21 protein-coding genes are annotated in these 23,338 nt (G+C 45.1%); 1 reads left to right on the top strand and 20 read right to left on the bottom strand.

Annotated features, from left to right (window positions below; all coding sequences use genetic code 11):
- Positions 1–24 precede the first annotated feature (24 nt).
- The 3 genes from OB236_RS18295 to OB236_RS18285 all read right to left on the bottom strand — a co-directional run bounded on the left by OB236_RS18295 (position 25) and on the right by OB236_RS18285 (position 2,991).
- On the bottom strand, positions 25–735 hold the full coding sequence (locus tag OB236_RS18295; protein WP_076233998.1) for a TenA family transcriptional regulator: 711 nt from the start codon (positions 733–735) through the stop codon (positions 25–27).
- A gap of 103 nt (positions 736–838) precedes the next feature.
- Complete coding sequence (locus OB236_RS18290; protein WP_262685304.1) at positions 839–2,242, bottom strand: hypothetical protein; 1,404 nt, start codon at positions 2,240–2,242, stop codon at positions 839–841.
- A gap of 2 nt (positions 2,243–2,244) precedes the next feature.
- Positions 2,245–2,991 carry a creatininase family protein gene (locus tag OB236_RS18285; protein WP_262685303.1) on the bottom strand — a complete coding sequence of 249 codons (747 nt, stop codon included), beginning with the start codon at positions 2,989–2,991 and terminating at the stop codon, positions 2,245–2,247.
- Positions 2,992–3,130: 139 nt separating this feature from the next.
- On the opposite strand from OB236_RS18285, the gene yyaC reads away from it, so the two are divergent.
- Positions 3,131–3,718: a spore protease YyaC gene (gene yyaC, locus OB236_RS18280; protein WP_262685302.1), complete on the top strand. Its 588-nt coding sequence runs from the start codon at positions 3,131–3,133 to the stop codon at positions 3,716–3,718.
- 31 nt (positions 3,719–3,749) lie between these two features.
- On the opposite strand, the gene OB236_RS18275 is transcribed toward yyaC, so the two are convergent.
- From OB236_RS18275 to OB236_RS18195, 17 genes are all read right to left on the bottom strand, one after another.
- Positions 3,750–5,144, bottom strand: coding sequence for a hypothetical protein (locus OB236_RS18275; RefSeq protein ID WP_408638492.1), 1,395 nt, complete (start codon positions 5,142–5,144; stop codon positions 3,750–3,752).
- 559 nt (positions 5,145–5,703) lie between these two features.
- Positions 5,704–6,693, bottom strand: coding sequence for an aldo/keto reductase (locus OB236_RS18270; RefSeq protein ID WP_262685300.1), 990 nt, complete (start codon positions 6,691–6,693; stop codon positions 5,704–5,706).
- Between the two features lie 92 nt (positions 6,694–6,785).
- A complete protein-coding gene (locus tag OB236_RS18265) occupies positions 6,786–7,619 on the bottom strand; it encodes an AraC family transcriptional regulator (RefSeq protein ID WP_262685299.1) in 834 nt (277 codons plus the stop codon).
- A gap of 469 nt (positions 7,620–8,088) precedes the next feature.
- Positions 8,089–8,976, bottom strand: a complete 888-nt coding sequence (locus tag OB236_RS18260) for an ABC transporter permease (RefSeq protein ID WP_262685298.1) — start codon at positions 8,974–8,976, stop codon at positions 8,089–8,091.
- Complete coding sequence (locus OB236_RS18255; RefSeq protein WP_262685297.1) at positions 8,957–9,736, bottom strand: ABC transporter ATP-binding protein; 780 nt, start codon at positions 9,734–9,736, stop codon at positions 8,957–8,959. The genes OB236_RS18260 and OB236_RS18255 overlap by 20 nt, the downstream gene beginning before the upstream one ends.
- Before the next feature lie 4 nt (positions 9,737–9,740).
- Entirely contained in the window at positions 9,741–10,814 is a 1,074-nt protein-coding gene (locus tag OB236_RS18250) for an ABC transporter substrate-binding protein (RefSeq protein WP_256711418.1), read from the bottom strand.
- Positions 10,815–10,842: 28 nt separating this feature from the next.
- A complete protein-coding gene (locus tag OB236_RS18245; protein ID WP_262685296.1) occupies positions 10,843–11,889 on the bottom strand; it encodes a Nif3-like dinuclear metal center hexameric protein in 1,047 nt (348 codons plus the stop codon).
- A 483-nt stretch (positions 11,890–12,372) separates the two neighbouring features.
- Entirely contained in the window at positions 12,373–12,726 is a 354-nt protein-coding gene (locus OB236_RS18240) for a Na-translocating system protein MpsC family protein (RefSeq protein WP_076234005.1), read from the bottom strand.
- 91 nt (positions 12,727–12,817) lie between these two features.
- Positions 12,818–13,843 (bottom strand): hypothetical protein, encoded by a 1,026-nt coding sequence (locus OB236_RS18235; protein WP_262685295.1) that lies wholly within the window; start codon positions 13,841–13,843, stop codon positions 12,818–12,820.
- Between the two features lie 467 nt (positions 13,844–14,310).
- Positions 14,311–14,955 (bottom strand): formylglycine-generating enzyme family protein, encoded by a 645-nt coding sequence (locus OB236_RS18230; RefSeq protein WP_262685436.1) that lies wholly within the window; start codon positions 14,953–14,955, stop codon positions 14,311–14,313.
- Positions 14,956–15,014: 59 nt separating this feature from the next.
- Positions 15,015–15,383 carry a DUF4180 domain-containing protein gene (locus tag OB236_RS18225; protein WP_262685294.1) on the bottom strand — a complete coding sequence of 123 codons (369 nt, stop codon included), beginning with the start codon at positions 15,381–15,383 and terminating at the stop codon, positions 15,015–15,017.
- Positions 15,384–15,513: 130 nt separating this feature from the next.
- Positions 15,514–16,395, bottom strand: coding sequence for an ADP-ribosylglycohydrolase family protein (locus tag OB236_RS18220; RefSeq protein WP_262685293.1), 882 nt, complete (start codon positions 16,393–16,395; stop codon positions 15,514–15,516).
- A gap of 149 nt (positions 16,396–16,544) precedes the next feature.
- The gene (locus OB236_RS18215; RefSeq protein WP_262685292.1) at positions 16,545–19,277 is read right to left on the bottom strand and encodes a glycoside hydrolase family 38 C-terminal domain-containing protein; all 2,733 of its coding nucleotides are present in this window, start codon (positions 19,275–19,277) and stop codon (positions 16,545–16,547) included.
- 54 nt (positions 19,278–19,331) lie between these two features.
- Positions 19,332–20,156: an endonuclease/exonuclease/phosphatase family protein gene (locus OB236_RS18210; protein WP_262685291.1), complete on the bottom strand. Its 825-nt coding sequence runs from the start codon at positions 20,154–20,156 to the stop codon at positions 19,332–19,334.
- A 27-nt stretch (positions 20,157–20,183) separates the two neighbouring features.
- Positions 20,184–21,464: a CehA/McbA family metallohydrolase gene (locus OB236_RS18205; RefSeq protein WP_262685290.1), complete on the bottom strand. Its 1,281-nt coding sequence runs from the start codon at positions 21,462–21,464 to the stop codon at positions 20,184–20,186.
- A gap of 57 nt (positions 21,465–21,521) precedes the next feature.
- The gene (locus tag OB236_RS18200) at positions 21,522–22,385 is read right to left on the bottom strand and encodes a carbohydrate ABC transporter permease (protein WP_076234011.1); all 864 of its coding nucleotides are present in this window, start codon (positions 22,383–22,385) and stop codon (positions 21,522–21,524) included.
- Between the two features lies 1 nt (position 22,386).
- Positions 22,387–23,271, bottom strand: a complete 885-nt coding sequence (locus OB236_RS18195) for an ABC transporter permease subunit (protein WP_262685289.1) — start codon at positions 23,269–23,271, stop codon at positions 22,387–22,389.
- Positions 23,272–23,338 lie beyond the last annotated feature (67 nt).

Genomic DNA, 23,338 nt, shown 5'->3' with positions numbered 1-23,338 from the left:
CTCCTTCCTTACTTATACTCATGCTTATCCTAATCCGAATTCACGGGATATCGCTGCAATGTACATTCTGCGCATCTTCGTTGCTTCTTCCACTATGGCGATGCAGCGCTGTTGATCTTCCGGTGTTTTGGCATATTCCAACACAATTTGATAACCGCGTTCGCCGTGAATTTCATCAGACACGATATGCAGATCGAAGAATTCCACTTCTTCATCAGTAAATCCGTACTCTTCACGAAGCGTCGGCGTTTGTCGGCGGTAAATGGCAGGCACCTGAGATTCCAGGCCGACAACCAATGCCGCAGTAGCGAATAAAAAGTTTTCCTTGAAAGCCATCCGATAGCACCAGGATTGCAGGCCGATCGTTTCTGGAAGCAAGTGCTCCATCGACTCCACACGTTCCCTTGTTGTACCGCACGCTTCACCGAAGCGGATCAGCAAATCAGTATGACGATCACCACCCAACTCCTCTTCCCACATGTTTTGCAGTAAAAAATCTCTCGCATCCTGATGCGGGCAGTTCGCAAATATATAAGCCAGGTATTCAGCAAATGGACCGACGTATGCATAATGCTGTTCAACCCATCTGGCAAAATGTTCTTTCTTCAACTCACCATTCGCCCACATGATTGTAAAAGGAGCCTTAGCAACAGCGTTACCTTCAATTGCTTGTTCCAAAGCAGTGCGGAATTCCTCTTTGTTCATTAAGCGGGACTTCGTTGCGGTTTGTGTCATGGGTAATTCTCCTCTCAAATTGTAAGATGGTAGTTTTTCTATTTTTGGTATATTGTATACCAAATTTGTTATAGGTTTATTATTGACTGTCTGGGCTTATCTGTCAACCCATATTTTTCAGCACCATCAGCAGCACCATTGCCAGCAGTATATAAGCCGTTGTAAACGGCACATTCCAATTCGATATTTGGTACGGACTCTCACTTGTCAGACTGGACATCATCCCTGCGGTTGCATTATAGGGACCCATGAGAAAGGCAGTCGCCGCCCCGGTCAACATTGCAATAGCGGTTAGCTCGACAGAAATCCCCAAGGACTGCGGATTCAGCGACTCCGCCGTTAATGCCAAGCCTACAGCAGGATGCAGGCCAATAAAGGCGAGAGCAAGCGGAATCAAGGGAATACACAATAGAAACATATCGGCTCCAATGAAATCTTTTATTGCTATAATCGATAGGTTAATCCCATGTCCTGCACCCGTAGCTTGAATAGAAGCAATCAGGAAACCAGCACTCAAAAAGACAAAAAACTGTTCCCTCATCTTCAGCAAATGCCCGGACAGCATCGCTTTACCTTCTACTATAAAAGCTCTTCCTTTACCCAGCAGCAAAGACCATAGGAAGGCAAAAGGAATCACTAACATAGACACCAGAAGTAGAAAGCTGAACGACGTAAAGGTTTCCAGCACAAAAAGCAGACCATTAAATACGATAATCGCAACAATAATGTGCATGGGATGATTCTTCTTGTTCCGCTCCAGCTGCTGCAAGCCAGACTCGACCGCACTTTCACGGACAGCAGAGGTTTCGTCCAGAGCCAGTTGACCAATCAGTCTGGCTCGGCGATTAGCAACCCGTTGTCCCATAAACCAATCCAGGACAAGGCCGAGTAAGCTGAACGGGATCATGATCGGTAAAATCGAGCTCCAACGAACGCCCGTCATTTCCACGATTACCCCGACAATCGGCGCCACCGGCGTCCACACAATCGGCATACTGTAGCCATGTGTGATCGCACGGCTAATAAATCTTTCTTTCTTCTCGATCGGATACAAACCAAGAGCAGGACGAATCGTATGGTATACCATGGGCAAGGTAGCCACATTCATAAAGGAGCTTAATATATAAGACATAAGCGATGTAATCGCGTAAAGCACCCCGGAATGCTTGATTTTGCTTTGAATCATATGCTGCACCCGGAATGCATATTGCCCTAATTCAATCGGAAGAGCAATTAACGGGATGAGGGCGAACAAGCTTAATATATTAAGCATATTGCCAAAGCCAATGATATAGCTGCTCCAAGGCGCCCTATGTACCCATAACAAACTCATTCCCGTCACCAGAAATACAATGCCTAATCCTTGGACAAACCGCTTGACAGAGCCAAACACCATAAGTACTATACATAAGCTTACTATAGAGATGGTCCATTTCAGGAGGTCGCTCGGATATACAACCGAGACCAGATAAGCAGCGATAGCTCCAATGAAAATAGCTTGTTTCATATTTACAGCATGTCTTGAACAGCCTTGGTTAAGCGTTCCAGAGCCGTCTCGACAATTTCCTCTCCAATCTCCCGGGTGGCTTTGGTCGCATCACCAAGGCATCCGTTGCGCGTCATTTCCTCATAATAGTAAAAGCCTTGCAGCACCTGGCCAGGACGCAGCTTTTTCCATTTGCCCTCCGTCAAATCGCCTTTTTCCAGCTTATCCGGCCGTACCAGCTGCGGAGCCAAATACATGGCCTCAGAAACCTCGCGGTCGCAGCTATGCCCATACAGCTTGGACTCCAGCCTTCTATCCATCACATCTTTGGCTGATGCCGTCGTTTTGGCATAATAAATCTGAGTATCGAGCTCCCTTGTAAGCATCTCAACGGCTACCCCTAACGTAGCCTGATTACCTCCATGAGCATTTAAAATAAGAAACCTCTGAATGCCGTGATGCTGTAACGATTTGATCATATCTCTCAGAATGGCAATTAATGTAGTCGGCTCCAGAGAGATCGTACCGGGAAAATGCATATGGTGCGGCGATATTCCCATATTAATAGTAGGTGTCAGAATAGCTTCCGGATATAACCGCTCGGTTAATCGTTTACCCATTTCTTCAGCAAGAACGGCATCGCAGCTTTCGATCATATGCGGCCCGTGCTGCTCATGAGCTCCGAGTGGTATTATCGCTATTTTCACTGTTGTAAGAGCCTGCTCAACCTCCGGCCAAGTCATCTGAGTTAAACAGTAAGATGTTGCCATTGCTTTAACCTCCTTTCAATATATGATATATTGTTCATTGTATACCAAAAATAACAAACACTCACACGTATTTTTGTTATTTGTAGTGAATTGGTTTATGATTTATAGAGATCATTTACAAGAAAGCGGGTGCGTGCACATGCTGCATCATATCCACTATCTGGATAAGAAATCAGCAGCCTTTTTATCCGAGGCATTGATCAAGCATTTTTCCAAAAAAACCGACTATACGGAAATCGTCGTCGTCTGCATCGGGACAAACCGTTACTCTGGAGACTCATTAGGCCCCATTGTCGGGAGCCGATTGTTCGAACGACTCGAAGGCAATCGTCATGTCCATATTTACGGTACACTGGATAAGCCAGTTCATGCGCTGAATTTACAGAGAACCTTATCCTATATCGCAAACAGGCACAGCCAGGCTTACATCATCGCCGTTGACGCATGTCTGGGCCAATTTTACAAAATCGGCACGCTTCAATTGGTAGAAGAACCGCTTCAGCCCGGAGCCGGACTTGGCAAACAGCTGCATGCCATCGGACATATCCATATTAAAGGCATCATTAATAATCACGGCCCTCTCAATCATAAGGTTATGGAGCATACAAGCTTAACCTTTGTTAACGAAATGGCCGCCGTCATCAGCCGGATCTTGGTCAAGGCCAGTCAGGAAATCATTCCCCATCTGTTATCCGTCAATCCCAAGGACAATCAGGCTTCAAGCTAAGCCTTAACTGGAAGATCCCAACCGCTGCTTATCACCAAACCAGAATAGCAATGATCGTTGATACGGAGAGTCCTATAATGACAGGCAGGAAATTTTTACGGGCCAGATCAATCGCAGAAACACCTGCAAAGCCCGCAACCGCAACGAGTGATGACCAAGCAATTAACGTTCCTCCGCCTGACCATACGGAGCCCATCTGTCCGATTGCAGCCAAAACCGAAGGATCCATACCCACCGTCGGTGCTAGTGCACCAGATAATGATCCAGTTAGCGGCAAACCGGAAAATCCCGATCCTTCCAGTCCGGCAATGATCCCAATCACCAGAATACCAAATGCAGTTATGAAGCTATTAGAAGGAATTGCATATTGAATGGACATGACCAGATCATAGAGAAAAGCGGGTGCCGCCACACCTTCGCCCAGCGACAGGATGCTTTTGGAGAAATCGGCGTTTCCAAGAAAGAAAAATCCCGCAATCGGAATAACAGGCCCCATCGCTTTAAAAGCAAACACAAAACCTTCGATCAGATGCTCACTAATATTATCCAAAGCCTTGAATTTGGAAAACACCGTACAGGAAAGAATGAGCAGGATGACCGCCACACCGCCAATAAAAGCAGCCCCATCTCCTCCCTCGAAGCCTCCCATGCTTGTGCCCCCGAATTTACTTGCTGCCATGACCACGATCACACCGAGCATCGACAACGGAACCAATATGGAAAAAAACTTCGACCACCGATGGACGGTTGGATCAACCGTTTCGATAGCTGCTGCAGCTTCCAAATATTCATTGCTCATCTGAGTTTTAATCACAGCTGCCTGTTTATCCTGAAGCTCGGTCGTAACAGGCTTACGAATCGCTTTACGATTTAGCAAATAAGCTCCACCCAGTGACACTGCACCGGTTATCAACGATAATATCATCGCTTTATCGGCAACCAGGGCTGTTGGTAAACCTGCCCCCTTGGCGCTCAACATCGGTGCGACCTGCATAACATAGTCCGATGACAATGCCATCCCTTGTCCGGCAAGAGCAATCGCCATCGCCGCTCCCATTGCCGGAAGACCAACACGAATCGCCGCAGGGATCAAAAGCGCTCCGATTAGCGGAACTGCAGGGGTAGGCCAAAAGAACAACGAGATTACATAGGTGACTAATGCCAGTACGAAAAATGCAATGTGACCGTTCACCATCAGCTTTTGGATCGGCTGTACCATTCGCCTGTCCGCACCGATATCGCGAAGTGATGCCAATAGAGCAACCATAAAAGTGATGATCAGAAAAATTGTGAAAAGTTCCTTGGCTGCCGTCAAATTGGCATTGTATACCGCTTGAAATCCGCTGACTATACTCCCCTTGTAGATCCATCCAATCAGGAAGGTTCCAACCAACGTCGGAATGATTACACCTCGTCGAAATAACATTACCAATATTACTCCTACTGTCACTAAAGCATACATCAAATGCGAGATTGTAATCATTGACATCCCTCGTTTCAGCGATTATTTGCCTTTCAAACGAATTGTATCACAGATTATTAGATCTTAATAGGGTTTTATGGCATTTGGTATACAATTATTTTCTGATTTATTAGATTTTACGGATTTTCGATGGTTTAATGGGGATGTATATGTTATGTTTTATAACTTAAACAAGACATATTTAACAAGATACCTTCAGTTATCCATCTCTTCCTTTGCTTTCACCCCTTCTTTACGATTTTTAAAGTCCATTCTACTTTTACAAACAATTTGAAAGCGCATCCATTAGTATATTAACATACTTTCAAGTAAATTATAAGGTTTATTGTATATGGTATACAAAATTATTTTAGTTCAGTATATCCGCAAAAATCGTTGGAACAACACCAGGTAAATATCATGAAGTGTATGCCGTTAACTCCAAATTACCTTTATATGGCTACAACAAAAAACGAAACGTCACCTTCAGGGCAGCCGTTTCGTTTTGTAATTATCTTGATATTTATTTCAAAATAGCATCGATGCGTGACAGCTCATCCTCTGTGAAATCAAGCACACGCAAAGCATCAACAGCATCTTCGATCTGGCTTACTTTACTTGCGCCGATCAAAGCAGAAGTTACCCGACCTCCGCGCAATACCCAAGCCAATGCCATCTGGGAAAGCTTTTGCCCACGATTTGTTGCCAGCAGGGTTAACTCTTTTACTTTTAATACTCGCTCTTCATTAATATCCTCCGGCGTCAGGAACACACTGGGTCCTGCAGCACGTGAATCAGGCGAGATCCCGTTAATGTAGCGATCTGTTAGAATACCTTTTTCTAATGGTGAGTAGGCAATGCTGCCAATGCCTTCCTCTTCCAGCACATCCTGCAATCCGTTCTCTATAGATCTGGACATCATGGAATATTTAGGCTGATGAATCAGGCACGGCGTACCCAATCTCTTCAATATGCGTGACGCCTCACGCGCTTCCTTGGCCTGGTAATTGGAGATTCCCACATACAGCGCTTTTCCTTGTCTCACGATGAGATCAAGCGCCGCCATCGTTTCCTCCAGCGGTGTATTGGGGTCCGGACGATGGTGGTAATAAATATCCACATAATCCAGCTGCATCCGTTTTAAGCTTTGGTCCAGACTGGCGACCAAGCTCTTCTTGGAGCCCCATTCGCCGTACGGTCCTGGCCACATGTAATAACCAGCCTTAGTCGAAATGACCAGCTCATCGCGGTAAGCTGCCAAGTCATCCTTTAACAATTTACCGAAAGTTTCCTCTGCCGACCCCGCAGGCGGGCCATAATTGTTGGCCAAGTCCAAATGGGTAATTCCCAAATCAAACGCCCTTCTAACCAAAGTTCTTCCATTCTCTAAGGAATCAATACCTCCAAAATTATGCCAAAGCCCCAATGAAATAGCCGGAAGCTTTAACCCACTGTTACCGCAATACCTATATGTCATCTTGTCGTATCTTTGTGAATCTGCCAAATACCCCATAATATGTACCTCCTCTAAGAAATTAATAACATTGTAACGAACAACTACCACAAATCCAATGTCATCAAGGATGAACTTTATGGAATAATGTCTTAATCAATGAGAAGAAGCCGATAATGCTTTGGTGAAACACCCTTCATTTTTTTGAACATTTTTGAAAATAAAAGCGAGTCCTTGTATCCAACAGAGCTTGCCACCTCTCCTATGGAGTAGCTGCTTCTCTCGAGCAATTCAGCAGCTTTGTCAATCCGGTACCGGAGAAGGTACTGCTGCGGCGGTATGCCTACCGACTCTTTGAATAAGACGGATATATATTTTCTGTCTAATCCCAGAAAGGAAGCTAACTGGCTCACTGTAATATTTTCGTTATAATGGGCATGGAGAAACTCTATACTCTGAAGGACGTATTCATCCTGCTTTTTCGGATTCGTCTGTGCTGTATGATAAGCTGGAACCACACTCACCAGGACTGATAAAAACTCGTACATCAAAGCTTTTATTGCTAAATCCCGGGTTACCTCCTGAGAGGAGGCTTCCGTTAGTTGATCAGATAGCCCGGGCATAACTTTCCAATCCATCGGAATAATAGGCTGCTCCGGAGACAGTCGGGTACGAGACAGGATCGATTCCACTTGCGCTCCATGAAAAGCTACCCAAGAGTATGTCCAGGGATCTAAGCGATCCGCTTCATAAAAGGTGATAATTTGCGGGTATATCAGAAAGGCTTGGCCCGAAGATAGTGAGTACGTTTGATCTCCAACCTGAAGCGTACCTTTTCCTTTGTGAATAAAATGAATCTTATATACATCACGGACCCCTGGTCCTGCGGAATGCCTAGGAGCGCAATCTTCCTTCCCCCAATAGAGGAGGTGCAGGTCCGGGTCATCCCGAAACAATCGTTCCTGATTGTACTTAAATGTAACCACGTCTTATCCTGCTTCCCTTGTGAAATGAATGCCGAACCACTGCGCTCTATAAAAAAGAGAAGCCTGATTTCTCAAGCTTTCCAAGTTGATGATTTGATATTATCAGAAACCGGGCAAAATTGTAACGTAATATCTTTATATGATGCTGAAGTAGATTCATCAATATCACTTTGGGCGGCGCATCCTCTTACAATAATATCATGTGGAAAGCGGCGGTGCATAACGAAGCCGGAAACCTACGGGTCGTAAAAAAAGCCGCTTTCCTCATAAATACAAGGAACAGCAGCCTTTGTTTTTTTAACCTTTAGAAGACCGGTGAATACAGAGCGGAGTGGCCAAATGGTCCTGGAGAAGCGTTAGCGTTTGCCTTTGAAATCGTGAATAAACCGCTTATTCTCATCCAATTTCACGATTTCAACAGCGATCGTAAGGATATTTGGCCGCGCAGCGGGACTTATTCACCGAGCTTCTAACCCTCCATATGGTATTTTTTCATCGCCAACCGTCCAATCACATTGACCAACCCATACAGCACCACCGATAACGCAGCCAGCATCGCAATACTGACCATAACCATATTCATCTGAAACACTTGACCGCCATATATGATCATATAACCCAACCCCGCCTTGGACGATAAAAATTCTCCCATGATCACACCGACCAGCGTCAAGCCTACATTCACCTTTAACGTTGCGATTACATTCGGTATACTCGCGGGCAGCAGCACCATACGCAGCATTTGCCAATGGGTAGCACCAAACGATTCCATCAGCTTGAGCTTTGTTTTGCTAATTTCCTTAAAGCCGCTCTCGATCATGATGATCGTCACTATAATCGAGATCGCAATGGCCATACCGTAAACCGAATAACGATCACCCAGCCATATATAAAATATAGGACCAAGCGCAACCTTGGGCAGTGCATTCAACACGACAATGTACGGCTCCAGCACCTTGGAGGCAAAGGTCGACCACCAGAAAACAATCGCAATGCCGATCCCGAGTACCATCGAAACCACAATGCCAATCAAGGTCTCCAGGCTGGTCGTCCACGTATGCTTGAATAAATTCCCTTTAACCGCAAGCTCTTGAAAAGAGGTGATTAACTGCGATGGCCTGCTGGTCAGCATGGAGTCCACCCATTTCCACTGGGCAGCTAGCTCCCATAGGACGATAAAAGCAGTAAATACCAGCAGCTGTGCTAAACGAATCATCCACAACCTGCGCTTTTGTGTTTTCAAATATTGTTGGTACTGCGGTGATCTCGGCTTATCCTTAACATTGATCAAAGTCGGGACTTGCTCTATCCGTGCTTCCGTAACGACAGAGGGCTCACTAGCCGGTAGCGACGACATGTCCTTCCAACTCCTTCCATATGACATTGAAGTATTCCTTATAGCGAACTGCTTCCCGCTTTTTCCACGGCGTGACATCCGTTCCTTCACCTAGCTGTATCGAGTAGACGGTGGAGATTGTACTCGGTCTTTTGGACATGACCATAACCCGGTCTGCCATACTGATAGCTTCCGATATATCATGGGTAACCAGAATCGCCGTCTTGCCTTGATCCTTAATAATTCCATAAATTTCATCGGCCAGCGTCAGACGGGTCTGATAATCAAGCGCGGAGAACGGCTCATCCAGCAGCAAAATATCCGGCTCGGTCACCAATGTACGAATTAACGCCACCCGTTGGCGCATACCGCCTGAGAGCTGTGAGGGACTGTGATGGGCAAAACCACCCAAGCCATAGCGCTCCATCAAATCAAGTGCCTTATGCTCGGCCTTCTTTAAATCCATCCTGCGAATTTCGGCACCCACTAACAGGTTGCTCAATATATTGCGCCATTCGAACAAATGGTCATGCTGCAGCATATACCCGACCTTCGGGGAGGTGCCCGACACCTCCTGCCCGTCAATAAGCACCCTGCCGCTTGTTGGCTTCACCATACCAGAAACCAGGGAGAGCAGCGTGCTTTTCCCACAGCCGCTCGGTCCCACAATAGAGATAAATTCCCCCTGCTCAATGGAAACATTAACGCTTCTCAAAGCCTCTGTTTCCTGCTTGATCGTGAAATAGCTTAAGCCAATATCGTTTAATTCAATTTGTGCCATAGGCTTATTTCCCTGCCTTTCCGATATTTTTCACAAAGCTCATATCCACGACGACTCCCATATCGGTTAATTTTTGCTCCGGCTTCAGTACATCGTTCTCGATCAGCATTTTTTGCAAAGTTTCAAATTGCTCTGCAGTCAATTCAGGAACAGCCGACCAGGTATCCTGCTTCTTGTATCGGTCGATCGATTGAATGATAATATCCTTCGGTGTTCCTTCGAAAAAAGGCATCAAGGCTTCGGCAATTTCATCAGGTGAAGCTGTGTTCAACCACTTGGTTCCTTTGGCAACAGCATTAACGAATTTCTGAATCGTCTCTGGATTTTTCTTAATATAATCCGATGTTGCGACGTAAGAGGTTTCAGGGAATGGACCAAACGCTTGTCCTACAGCTGCTGCATAGAACGCTTTGCCTTCCTTTTCCAAAGTAGAGGCGATGGGCTCGAACACCTGAATAAAGTCACCTTTACCGCTTGTAAAAGCGCCCGCCATTGCCGGAGAAGCGATATTCGTGATCACCTCGGCCTTCACCTTTTCCTGCTGCAGCTTGGAGTTCAATACCATTTGCGGAGCACTGCCCGGACGCCATCCGACTACGGATTTCCCCTCCAGATCGCTCCATTTGAAACCATTCAGCTTGGTCCTGGACAGCAGGAAGGAACCGTCCTTGATCGTCAGCTGGTGGAAAATTTTGAGCGTTTTATCCCCTTTTTGATTATAAATATAAATGGCGGTTTCCGGTCCTACCAATGAAATATCGGCCACGCCGGCAATTAAGGCGGCTGCTCCCTTATCCGAGCCCTGCGCCGTGTTCATATCGACGTTCAGTCCCTCTTCCTTGAAAAAACCTTTTTGCATCGCGATATAATGGGGAGCATAAAAAATCGAACGGATGACCTCGGAAAATTTAACGGTCTTGATTTCCTCGCTTTTCTTGACCTCAGTTTTTACTTCCATCTTCGCTTCCGCAGCCGGTTTCGCACTCGTTTCCGTCACAGAAGCGGTTCCACAGCCCGCAGTAATCGTCAATAGCACAGTGGATAACAGCAGACAACCCAGTTTGTTCATCTTCATCATGGTTTGTTCATCCTCCCTTATATAGGTGCTAATTTATTTGAACAGCGAGTGGTTGTCCCGAAACCAAATGCGTTCCAGCCATCTCCCTGCCGTATTCAACCATTTTTTGAAAACCTACCTCTTTTAAGGGCACAGCTGTTATCCGTTCTCTTAGCAAGAAGATTTCGACTTCGGGAAGCAGCATTTCCAAAGCGTAAGCAAGCGGGAGACCATTCTCCAGAATTTCAACGGAATGTGGATTGCCTACGATAAAGTTAAGTCCGTTTTCCTTGGCGTATTTCACAAAAACATGATCTTCTCGCACCCTGCTGATACTGACAATAATCGTATCGGTTTCCGGATACATATGCAGCGCAAGCTCCAAATGCTCCAAGGAAAATCCGGTATGCGGGAAAAAATGAAGAATGTGCTTTACCTTACTATCCGGGGTACCACTGAGCAGCTGCGCCGGATTAGCCAGCGTCGCTTCCTCAAGCGAGGCTTCACCACGAATGGCCCGCTCTGCCTCCAACAGATCGAGATCGATATCACGTCCCATCAAGCCGTCAATTCTGGCCAATATATCACCTGTTGTTTTCACTTCCTCGAGTGCAATGCCCTTGTGAAGCACATTGCCTGGAATGCCGCCAAAGCAAATGTCTGTTTTCAGCTTATGATGTCCGTGCAGCAGCGTCAGTCCGGGATGCAGTCCATGAAAAGCCTCATGCATTTCAATAAGCGCCAATCCATACAAGGGCAAATAATCCGCAAAAGGAACCCCTCCCGAGCTCGCCGCATCAGCTACCGGATGATGGACGATGATCAAATCAAGCTTCATAGCGGAAGCCAGCTCAATGACCGATTCAGTCAAAGTCATCCCTACACCAATACGTGACACCGGCTTATGCTTGTCTCCAAAAATCAGCCCAGGGATTTCCAGCACGCTTTTACCTGGAATATTGGAGGTTTTCATCACGACATACGGATTGGCTCCAGCCGTGATCTCATTCCAATCCATAACCATTCTCCCCTTGGAAATGGTGTTCAGTGCTTCGACTACGTGTCTTGCTTCTGTGCGGGTTTTGGGTGCTTTCATAGACTTCTTCCTTTCTGATTTGGATCAAAACCATATACAAAAAAACCGCTATTATGAGCATACTAGGACACTAAAGTCCCGTATATGTCACAATAGCGGTTGTAAAGCTCTCCACGCGGAGTTCCTTATGACCTGCTATATGTATGATTGTTGCTTGAACATTACAATGGAATCCGATCTCTTTAGTGTAAAAGGATTCGATTCCTTAATAGGTTCAAACATCATATTCAACACTGATTAAGCATGATTGCTGGTGAAAATATAGAACGTTTATCTCTTGTTAGGTAATGTAACACAACAAAAACAATAAATCAATCAAAAAATGATTTCAACGACTAAATCAACAAATAAAAGCGAATTTATGTAACTAAACCTTACACGAACATCCAAATAGAAGCTATCATCTTTATGCAAACGTTTTCATATTTTATGATAACATACTTTATAAAAAAATATAAGCTTTTTTTGTATTTGGTATACCGTTTATTCCAAATTATTTTCAAAAACAATAACGGTTCCTGAATATTCCGTTACGGGATCATAATCCTTCAGTACCAATTTCACCTTCAAGCCCAACGTTTGCTCTAACTGCTCCTTAAGCATTTTTTTGTTAGCCTCCATGAGCAGCGTATCCACACTGGCTGTCAAACTCCGATTCGATTCGTCAAGAATTTTCAAAGCAGGAATTCGTTTGTGTGTAGCAAAAATCAACACTTTATCACCGGAGATTTCAATCTTTTGCGACTTGATGCCCGTTCCGAATATTTCCTGATTAATCGAGTTATAAATTTTGATAATCTCCTGCTTCAAGACCCCAATTGGATATTGCTTTTTCATAGAGGCACCATTCTCCTTTATAGCCTTCCGAGATTGTACACCTTGTAAAGTTCTACAGGCAGCCTCACAATCCTTTTTAATAAGGTGCTCTTTAATGTTCCGGTAACTGATTGTATCTAAAGCAGCGGTCAATGTTAAAAATTGATTTAATTTGAGATACTTGTTCAAGAAATAATTCATTAATAAACAATGTCTTTGAATATGAGCTGACAGGTGATTCTTCTCTTCTTCGCAATGCTATAACTCCTATTACTTCATTCTTATATTCATTATAAAAAAATCCCGATTCATCCCTATTCCACGATCTCTTTCCATTAGAGTAATGCTGAAATCGCTCTATACCAAACACTGATTCTGAAATATCAATATCATAATGGTTATCTGCTTCCATAACAATAAAATTCAATTTGGCTGCTGATGCTTTCCAAGTAAAAGATTTAGCTGCCTTTAAGAGGCTATTATAAATTTGCTTCCGATCCTCTCCAGTTACGTTAACCATGGCCATATCACTAGTTGTACCAATTTTTAAGTGCTCAAATATGGATATATTAGGGCTATGAAAACTAAAAGAGGCTTTAACAATTTTTTCTTTGGAATAGTAGTTTTTCACTTTATCTTGAAAATAGTTCCTCTGCTTAATATTTTCTATGAATGGCTGGACATCTGCTTCATTAAAATCCTCTGAAAATTGAATAGAAATGAACTTCCCCACTTTAATTTCCATTAATTCTTTCTTTATTGTTTCTACAGTTTTCTTTCGTCTATTTTGACGCTCAGAATCCGATAAATTTTTCACCTGCAAGTAGTATTCGGTTTTTCCTCTAGATAAAACGAAGTCTACGGTTCCGTCTAAATAGTCCGGCTCATATTCAATTGTCGTCATCTGATCAATTGTTTTTATAATTTCAATTGCTAGATTATGCTCAACCATAAAATCCCAGATATTCCGCGAACTACTTCTACAGTTTTCAATGAGTTTCCTATTGACTTTCTCTAATCCATGTTTATAGAGTAGAATCATATTGTTTCTAAGCATTTCTATATCCTGCTGCGAATCATTATAAATAGTACGTTCAAATACTATTTGAGCATCCTTCAAAAAAGATTCATCAGTCATTCAATATCAATACTCCTTTTTAGAAAATTGAATTATAGAGGTGTTGAACAAGGAAAATTACATTCAGGCTAAAAAAGCTAATTTGTCTAGTTCCTCCATTTATAAACAAATTTACTTATAACTCCGGATAATAGGATAGAAATAATGGGGTCAATAATCTATCCAGAAAGTGATAATCCAATTATTTCTACTTGAAGATCAGAGGTTCCGTGTAAATAGTTTGCGACTGTGTGCAGGAACAGAAACCATAAATTCACGGCTATAATTAGAAATATTGAGATTTTAACCACTTTGGCCAGCATCTTAATGTTTATATACTCTGGTAATACTATCAGTGCCGACTATGAATTATTTGAAATGTAATAATAAAACCCCTCATTTGTGTGAAGGGTTAATTCTTCTTTGTTACGGGGGAGCCTCGGGGAGGGGAGTAATAATCCTCGCCACTCTAGCCTTCTTTCGTCACCTCATAGGGATCTAGCAAGACGAAAGCCGAGATCGTCAATGTGAAACGTAGGGTGACTGCGGCGACGGCACGTCGCTCCACAGCCCCTAGCCTGTTCCGCCATGCTTCCACCGCGGAAAACTCTGTAGGAGCCGTATACCTTGACATCGTATAGATCCCAACACCATTCCCAAACATTTCCTAGCATGTCATAGAGTCCCCACGCATTCGGCAGCTTTGTACCTACCTCATGTACCATGCCGTCAGAGTTTTCATCATACCAAGCAATTTCTTCAAGCTCGCCGTATCGATACCCGGTCGTTCCTGCTTTACACGCATACTGCCATTCTGCTTCCGTGGGAAGACGATAACCATCAGCACCCCAGTTACAAACGATACTCTCACCATCATCACTTACGGAGTAACATTCCTTTAGACCTGAGTGCTGAGATAACAAATTACAAAAGAGAATCGCATCATTCCAAGAGACATCCACAGCGGGAGCCTGAGGATGTCCATGAGGTCCAACTGTCTTGTGCACTATCGAGAGATATAATGCTTCCGTGACAGGAACCGGTGCAAGCAAAAAAGAATTTACCTCTTCCGTCCATGTAGTCTTTTTTCGATCATCCCGTAATTGAATTTCACCTGCAGGAATTATCACCATTGGATACTCAGCATGAATATGCCGTGCTTGTAACACCTATCTCCCTCCCATTCCATCTTCTACTTCAACATGCTTAACTTATCAATCGCTTGTTGCTCGGTCGCCAAGAAAAAGATATCGTTTCCGTTATTGGATTCATAGATGAAATCTCGAAGACTTTGGCTTGAATACACCGAGAAATCCCCAACAATTGCCATCTTTACGCGATAATTGACGAACTTCTGAAGAATTTCGCCTGCTAGGCGAGTTTTCAAATCGAAAAAGCTGTCGCTTAGCAGAGATTTGTTTATCACGATACGATTACTATCGGTTTCATATTGTACCGTTGCCATAAGATCCAATGCCGACTGAACATCCTCTATTAATATCTCACTACTGCTCACGACGGCTATATTTTTCCCGCCTGCTTCTATTTTCGCTATATTCATAATCGCCCTCCTAATTGCTCATACTCACCATAAATAGTAACCATTATTTGTTAGTTTAACATGGGTCATACCCGATTGCATAACATGCTCATAGTCTGCTGGTAGCGAATCACGATTTAGACGAAGCCACTTAACGAGTTCTTGCTTCCCGTAAGTCAAATATTCTCCCTGCCAGCTCATTCAGCTGATCCTTGATTATTATGACACTGCTGTAGGTAACAGGAATTTGTTCAAAGCCGCAATGTACGCCAGCCAATCCACCGGCAATAGCACCTATCGTATCGGAATCACCACCGAGATTGGCAGCTTTTTGTACTGTGTCTGCATAGGAATTGGAATTTAACAAGATGTTCAGCACCCATCGAAAGGTGTGAACCACAAATCCGCTCGGTTCACAATTGGGCTCCGCAAACAAAATATCTTTATAGTCAGTATGTCGAATTTCCTGTTCGATGGCATCGGCAAGGCTCTCGTTCTGAAGCAATCTCCATACGATTCGATTATAAATCGAGCAGGCTTCGTTGCAGCGCTCATCATAGTGCGTCATTTTGGACTGCATGCGGGAATACTTATCCATCTCGGTCAGATTATCATAGACCAGACCTACAGGCAGACAGCGCATAAGAGAGCCATTACCGGCACTTTGTCCCATGTACTGATCAGTTAAAAAGGCGGCTTCAAACCAATTACCTTCAAAGGTCGCGAGCACATGTCGAATAATATTGCCGATATCCTTGGGATCTGTCCGGTACCAATTCATAAATTGCTCCCCAATATACGGCATCGGGTCCAATGGATTGGCCAATATACCTTCAGCCACGCAGAGCGTCATCATCGTATCATCGGTAACTTCACCTTTTTCCAGCTCCCAGACGCCGCCGCCTATAATCTCAGTTAAATATCCATACTTCGCCTTGACCTCTTTACTGGTCATAAATTCCGTCGTGCCACCCAACGCATCCCCGATTGCCACACCGTAAAGGCCACCTTTAATTCGATTGAATACGTCCATGTTGCATTCCCCTTTCTTATGAAAGTACTAACCGTATTTTAGCACAGGTTAAACAGTGTGTTGTTAAAAGTGTGATGGACAAGTAAAAGAGGCAGCATATCATGCTGCCTCTTTACTGAACACCGCAGGGTCGAACACAAAATTAATCGTTACTTTCTGTAGGGGGTAGATTCGTGAAACCGCAAACGCAGTGTATGAACCTCAAAGCTTTGAGTAGAAAAGTACAACTCTTGTTCATTCATATTCGGTTTCTTCAACAAGCTTAAACCTCTAAGGTCATATTCGAGCAGGTCAGTCAGACAAACCTTGTTTACTTGAGCGGGCAATTGAATCGTTACCAGCCTTGGCTTCCCGATCCAATCACGAATTCTCAGAATGTAGCCATCCCCATCTTCAGCTGGTTTAAAGCAGGTCACTGCCATTCCATCCAAGCCGCCAGGGAGTAGTTCGAGCTGATCATCAACATTGTTGTTACCCGATCGTTCAGCCGGAACCGTAAGTGCTGAGTTCATCGTTTCCTCGGCAGTTTGCCACACAGACCCTTCCACCCAATCCCCTGCGTGCGGGATTAGCCGATACCGATACTTGAAGCTGCCACCGGTCCATTGCGGGAAGTTCGTCCCCCACCAGTTATTGAAAATGTTAAAATTCATTTCAGGCTTCTCCGGCACATAATCATGCTCAAAATCCCACATGCCATTGCGACCGATAAAAAATAGCGGAGAATCAAGAGGAATGATCGCCATCCCAACCTTGCCATCCGACACATCGACAAAATTTTCACAGCAATTCAGCAAGGTGCTGGAGGAAGGTACAATCTCGGCAAGCGGATCAATGACACTGCCCATTTTATTGATACGGTAGCTTGGATTCTTTAATTGCAAAGGAAATAAGATATGACCGGATTCCGCTAAAGGCGTCTCCTCTTTGCCGCTGATCTGCCATTCCATATCGACAAAAGGAGAATCCTCCGTCAGCGTTACCGTCCACATGACTTCTCTGGCATTACCATAATCCATAATCGATTCCTGACTATTACCGGCTACACACTCCACTTTGATCGCATGCTTTTCCTGTACAAGACGTATATGCCGCAATTCAGTTTGAAAGGAAAGCCGCTTCTGCTGCTCGGGATAATCAGTTTTTCCAAAATCATGTACGCCCCAGTCATAGAAACGGTACGCATATTTTTTAATATAGCTCGTTATTTCCCGATTCGAATAAATGTTATATTCATACTGTCCAAAGCCCTGCGCGGACTCGGTATCCACCCATTCCTTATTCAGACGCTTATCAAACAGGCTGATGATCCATCCGGTTTTTCTATCTATGGTGACGACAACAAAAGAGTTCTCGATTACGGCCTGCGTCTCGCTTAAGCTTCCAAATACAAAAGGTTTCTCCGAACCTTCAGCCCCACTATGAACGTTCCCGCTGCTTGCAACGCATGCTATCGTCTTATATCCTAGTGCCGGTAGGCCCTTAACTTCCACCAACACACCATACTCATCGTTAACTACCTTCAGCTGCTCACCGCTGACAGAATCGATCCAGGTATCAAGTTCATTCGGACTATGCTCCGAATCCGCAACAATACGAACCCAGGCATCACGCTGCCAGCCAAGGTTATTGTACACACGCAGCTTTCTTTCCGAGCCATTATCGGCCGCAGATAAGCTGGTTGGATTCCACTGTGGCTGAACCTGCAGCCTTTCCTCAGCAGCTTGTATGGAGGCTTCGGCTTTATTGAGGTAATCGATCTGCTCCTGCCAGGACTGCTCCATCAACACATAACGCTCGCTGCGTTTGTCTTCGATAAACTCCGATTTTTCATACCGCCTCGGGAACTGCCTCGAGAACAAAAATGTTTTGCAATCCAGTCCCCACGTATGCTCCCCAAAATGAAGCGTATATTCATAAGCAGTATCGATAGCTTGCTTAATCTGCTGCTTATCCTCCAAGCTCAAAGCTTCGCCTGCAACAAGCGAATTCATCGATAGCGCACTCTCTACCGCTGCGATCCGTCCTCTCAGCTCGCGCACCCGCGAAACCTCTCGTGGAGCGGTTCCGACACCATGAATCCATGAATCAGCCATGTCTCCGCGAATAACAGGCAGATCTGGATTCCGCGCCAGAAAGTCTTCGGCAAAATCCGTCAGGCTCCCGATATGCAGCTCAGCCTTGGACCCGCTAGCCGCAATGGAAGCCTTCATTTCCTGTATGTAGGAAGCCTCGTGTGGACCATGATTATCGCTGGTCTGGATCATAGCCAGCCAGATTGGATGCTCCCAATCCTCAGGTGGCAGTATGCCTGTACCATAAGCCCCTTTGGAGTAAAACGTGAGCAGCCGCTCGCCGTCCGGTCCTTCCCAATAAAATACAGGCGGAACATCGGGTGGTGTCGTAGCGGGATTGCAGCCTAAGTGCAGCACCTCTACTCCTGCTTTTTTTAATAAAGAAGGCACGATCCATGTATGACCCGGAACATCGGTCATTTTGGCATCTTTGGGGTGATAGCCGTATTTCTCGCTCAGACCGCGCGAAACGTACATCCCGCGTATCCATTCCTCCAGCCCGCAAAATTCCGTATGTGTCGTATAAGGGAGCATATGCCATATTAACTGGCGGTTTTCCAGAAATTGCAAAGCTTTGCGTTGGTCCTGCTCCCCGCTGCCCTCCAAGGATTGCAATAAAGGCCAGGCCGACATAGTCCAAACATATTGTTCATGCTCCTTGTTGCCATTCGTCTCCTCGCAGATCTGGATCACTTCCTCCAGCATCTCTGTCCGGTATCTGTGGACCACCTCGGATACGAGTCCGGTGAATCCGATATCAAAATGTGTTTTGAAAACCACATAAATTTTTTCGAGATTAGTGTTCATTGCCTCTGTCTCCTCTACTCCGATATCATCCTTCGTTCCCTGGTGCGGAACAAGTTACTTCCCCTTCCCCTGCATACGAACAGGATCACTCAGCCTCAGCTGTGAAATAATCGGATAATGATCAGAAGGATATACGCCCTGTAGCTGGCGCCGATCCACCATCGTTGTCGCTATTTCTATTTCAGGAGAAACAAATATATAGTCGATAGGCTCACCTTCATCGCCACCCTGAAAGGAATGGGCAGTGAGGCCAATAGGTCCGGATAATGCTGTGTAAGCATCCTTGAGCCAAGTTTGTTTGCCCATATGCTCCACTTCCCCGCGTAAAAACCGAATCGGCCAGTCGCCAGGATGGCTGTTCATATCTCCCATTACGATTACAGGCAAACCAAACTCGATGTGCTGAGAGTGAAGGGTATCCCATATTAAAGCAGCACCCAGCTTCCGAGCCTGTTCTCCCATATGGTCCAAATGCGTGTTATATACAATAAACTGCTTGGATGATGCTTTGTGAAGAAAGCTGACCCATGTGCAAATTCGCGGAAGATGACTATCCCAGCCTATAGAAGCAGGCTCCAAGGGTGACTCCGACAGCCAAAACTGACCTTGATGCTGTACCTCAAGCTCAGCGGTTTTGTAGAATACAGCACAGTGCTCGTTCTCATGCTCACCCATACGACCGTATCCGACCCAGGCATATTCAGGTATACGCTCCTGCAGATCGGTCAGCATCGGATAATAGCCCTCCTGAGTTCCAACTATGAGCGGACTATGGTCCCGAATCATCTGTGCCACACTATTTACCCGATGGGGCCAAGCCGATTCTCCATCATCAGGTGTATGATATCTTAAATTAAAAGTCATCACAGTCATATTCATACGGGATTTACCTCGTCGTCATTTATTTTAATCAAAGTAGATCGGGTTCGACAGCGCAGCCATCCGCATGGTGGTATCTACGTTCGGAAATGTTCTCCACACCTCAGCGCGGACAAATCGTCTGCCTGCCGCATCCAGCGTAAGCTCCAGAGCACCGTCGTTGTTCACGGTTACATGTTGTTCCAGACCCTTGCTGCTAATAAGCTTCACTTCATCACCTGCCAAGAGATGCTGGGCTTGCAGCTTCACGACTCCCGCTTCCCCTGCGGGCACTGAATTCCCCATTTTGTAAGGTCCACATTCTAATTGTACAAAAGGCCCATCAGGTGCATAGCTAATGGTTACATGGCCCTCATCAATTCCAGCCAATATCCCATTCACAGTTTTGGAGGACGCATATACCCAGGTACACGGCATCGCATGCTTGACATAAGGATCAGGGCGATGAACATCACTGCCGCCTATCACATTCAACTTCCTACCACTCAACAACTGCTGCTGCCACCAAGCCAAAGTGCGTGCATTTCGTTCAGTCCAGGGACCGTTCCAAATTTCCACCCAGTCATGATCGACATCAAAATCCCATTCCCATGGACAATAATCGCAATGAGGATGGTTCAATACAATCCTGGCGCCTCGTTCGCGTGCAGTAGCCAGTCTATGGTTCACGTCAGCTTGACTGCTTACCCGAAAATCATCCAAAGGGTCCGTTACACCAAGGAAATTGCTGTGACCAAAGTTGGTTGTAAACTCCATTCCCGGTATCATCACCAGGCTGGTGGTGCGTGGATAGGCCAAATTTTGACTGATCGTATTGTGATCCGTCATTGTCATGAAATCGCAGCCCAGCTCTTCCATAATGGATGCATTCTCCTCCAACGTGTAAGTACCGTCACTGTGCAGACTGTGCATATGCAGGTCACCCTTGAGCCAACGCGGGGTCATCAGGAAAAAGGTAATGGTTACCGTAACCTTGCAGCCTTCTTGAGGAATCTTATAAGCATTATGCACAACCGCCCATTCACCAGCGTCCAGAGGTCCAGGCAAATATCCCGGTGTTGCCTTCTCCAACCCCATATTGAAAAACTTCCGAGCTCCGCCGCTCCACCCTCGAATTCGATTCAGGTCGCGAATTCCTAAATCGATAACCGCAATATCACCACCGGAAGACTCCACCTCATAGCTGACCTGAATCTCTTCCACATGCTGCGGCATCTCAAAAGGAACTTCGATATAGGAGCTCTGCTCCGAATGTTCAACGGTTCTGGTAAATGTAGCTGTGTGGCTTACTCTGTCCGTTTGGATCATATAGGGTTCCACCGTCTTTCATCATTTGTCTAAAAGTGTGGTACATCCATTGCAGCTCTATTCTTTATTAGCACCGACCATAATGCCCTTGACGAAATATTTTTGCACAAATGGATAAATAATGACCAAAGGAAGCAGCGCAATCACAATACCCGCCATCCTGACATTCGTTGTAATGATGAAATTGCTGGAGGTCGCATCCGTATCAATAATGAGTGCTTTCAAGGCAATCTGCAGTGTATATTTCGCATGATTGTTAATGTAGAGCAGTGCCGGGGTGAATTGATTCCAACGGCTGACGAACTCAAACAAGGCTACTGTGGCCAGACCTGCCTTCGCTAGCGGTAAATACATCGTCGTAAAAATACGGACATCCCCTGCCCCATCCATTCGTGCTGATTCCGACATTTCCAAAGGTACGGTTAAGAAGAAGTTACGCATCAACAATACGCCAAAGCCGGAGATCAACCCTGAAAAAATAAGCGCAGATAATGTGTTAAGCAGACCCAGCTCCTTGTTGACGACATACAGTGGGATCATGATCGATTCACTCGGTACCATCATGGTGACCAGGATCAACGATACCATCAGCTTTTTACCAGGCAAACGCGGTTGGACGAGTACATAACCCGCCATAGCACACAGAAACACATGCCCAATGGTGCCGATCACGGTGACAATAATATTGTTGCTGAATGGCTGATAAAGCTGCAGTCGATTCCACACGGTATTAAAGCCTTCAATACTGAATTCTTTGGGCCACAACACAATAGCCGGCTGCATGGAAGCAAAATTGGTGGAGAATGCCAAGGCGAACGTATTCAGAAAAGGAATAAACATGGTCGCTACAAGAAGAAGCAAAAAAGCGATATTCACTACATCGAAGAGACGTCCCGACCATCCTTTGGATTCAAGTTTCATATTATTTGTCTCCTCCGTCATCATAGCGAATGATCAATCGGGTTATAAAAGTAAGAATTAACGTAGCTAATATAACGATAAAACCCGCAGCAGTCGCAGTGCCGATATTGAATTCCAGAATACCTTTTTGGAACGTATACATCATAATCACATCGACCTTGCTGGCAATCGCTCCATTTCTCATCACAATGATTTGGTCAAACATACGCAGTGCGCTCAGCACATTGAGCATAATAACTACCTTCATTGTGGAAGCAAGCGATGGAAGTGTGACGAAACGGACCAACTGCCAACGGTTCGCGCCATCCATTCTGGCCGCTTCATAGAGAGACGGATTGATGGAAACGATGGAAGCGAGATATAAAATAACAATGAACCCCATGTCTTTCCAAACGGCGGTAAATACCATAATGGAACGTGCATAGATGGTACTCGACATAAAGCTGATCGGTTTGGCGCTTCCAAGCAGTTGGAGTATTTGATTCACGATCCCTGTATCGGGAGACAGCAGCATGATCCACATACCGCCAACAACGACCCATGAGAACAAATGAGGTAAATATACGATCATTTGGGTTAATTTCTTAAACCAGACGGACAATACCTCGTTCAATGACAAGGCAAGTATAATCGGCATAATGAATCCGATGGCGAGCGTAAATCCGCCGATAACCAACGTATTTTGAAAAGCTGTCCAGAATGTGGGATCTTTCAGAACAAACAAATAATTATCAAAGCCTACGAAAGGCCGGTTTCCGATTAATCGAAAATTTTGAAAGCTGATGATGAGGCCGCGTACTAACGGATAATACGAAAAAAGAAAAAAGTAAGTCAAAATGGGTATCATCATCACATAAAGCGTTCTATACTTCAAGACGGCTTTCAAAAGTCAGCCACCACCTTATCCGCTTGGTAATTTCAGCCGTATCGGAGGGAGCATTCAAGCGATATAC

The organism is Paenibacillus baimaensis (genome assembly GCF_025567575.1).
The sequence above is the reverse complement of the archived record's forward strand: the minus strand, read 5'-3'. Positions and strand labels throughout refer to the sequence as shown.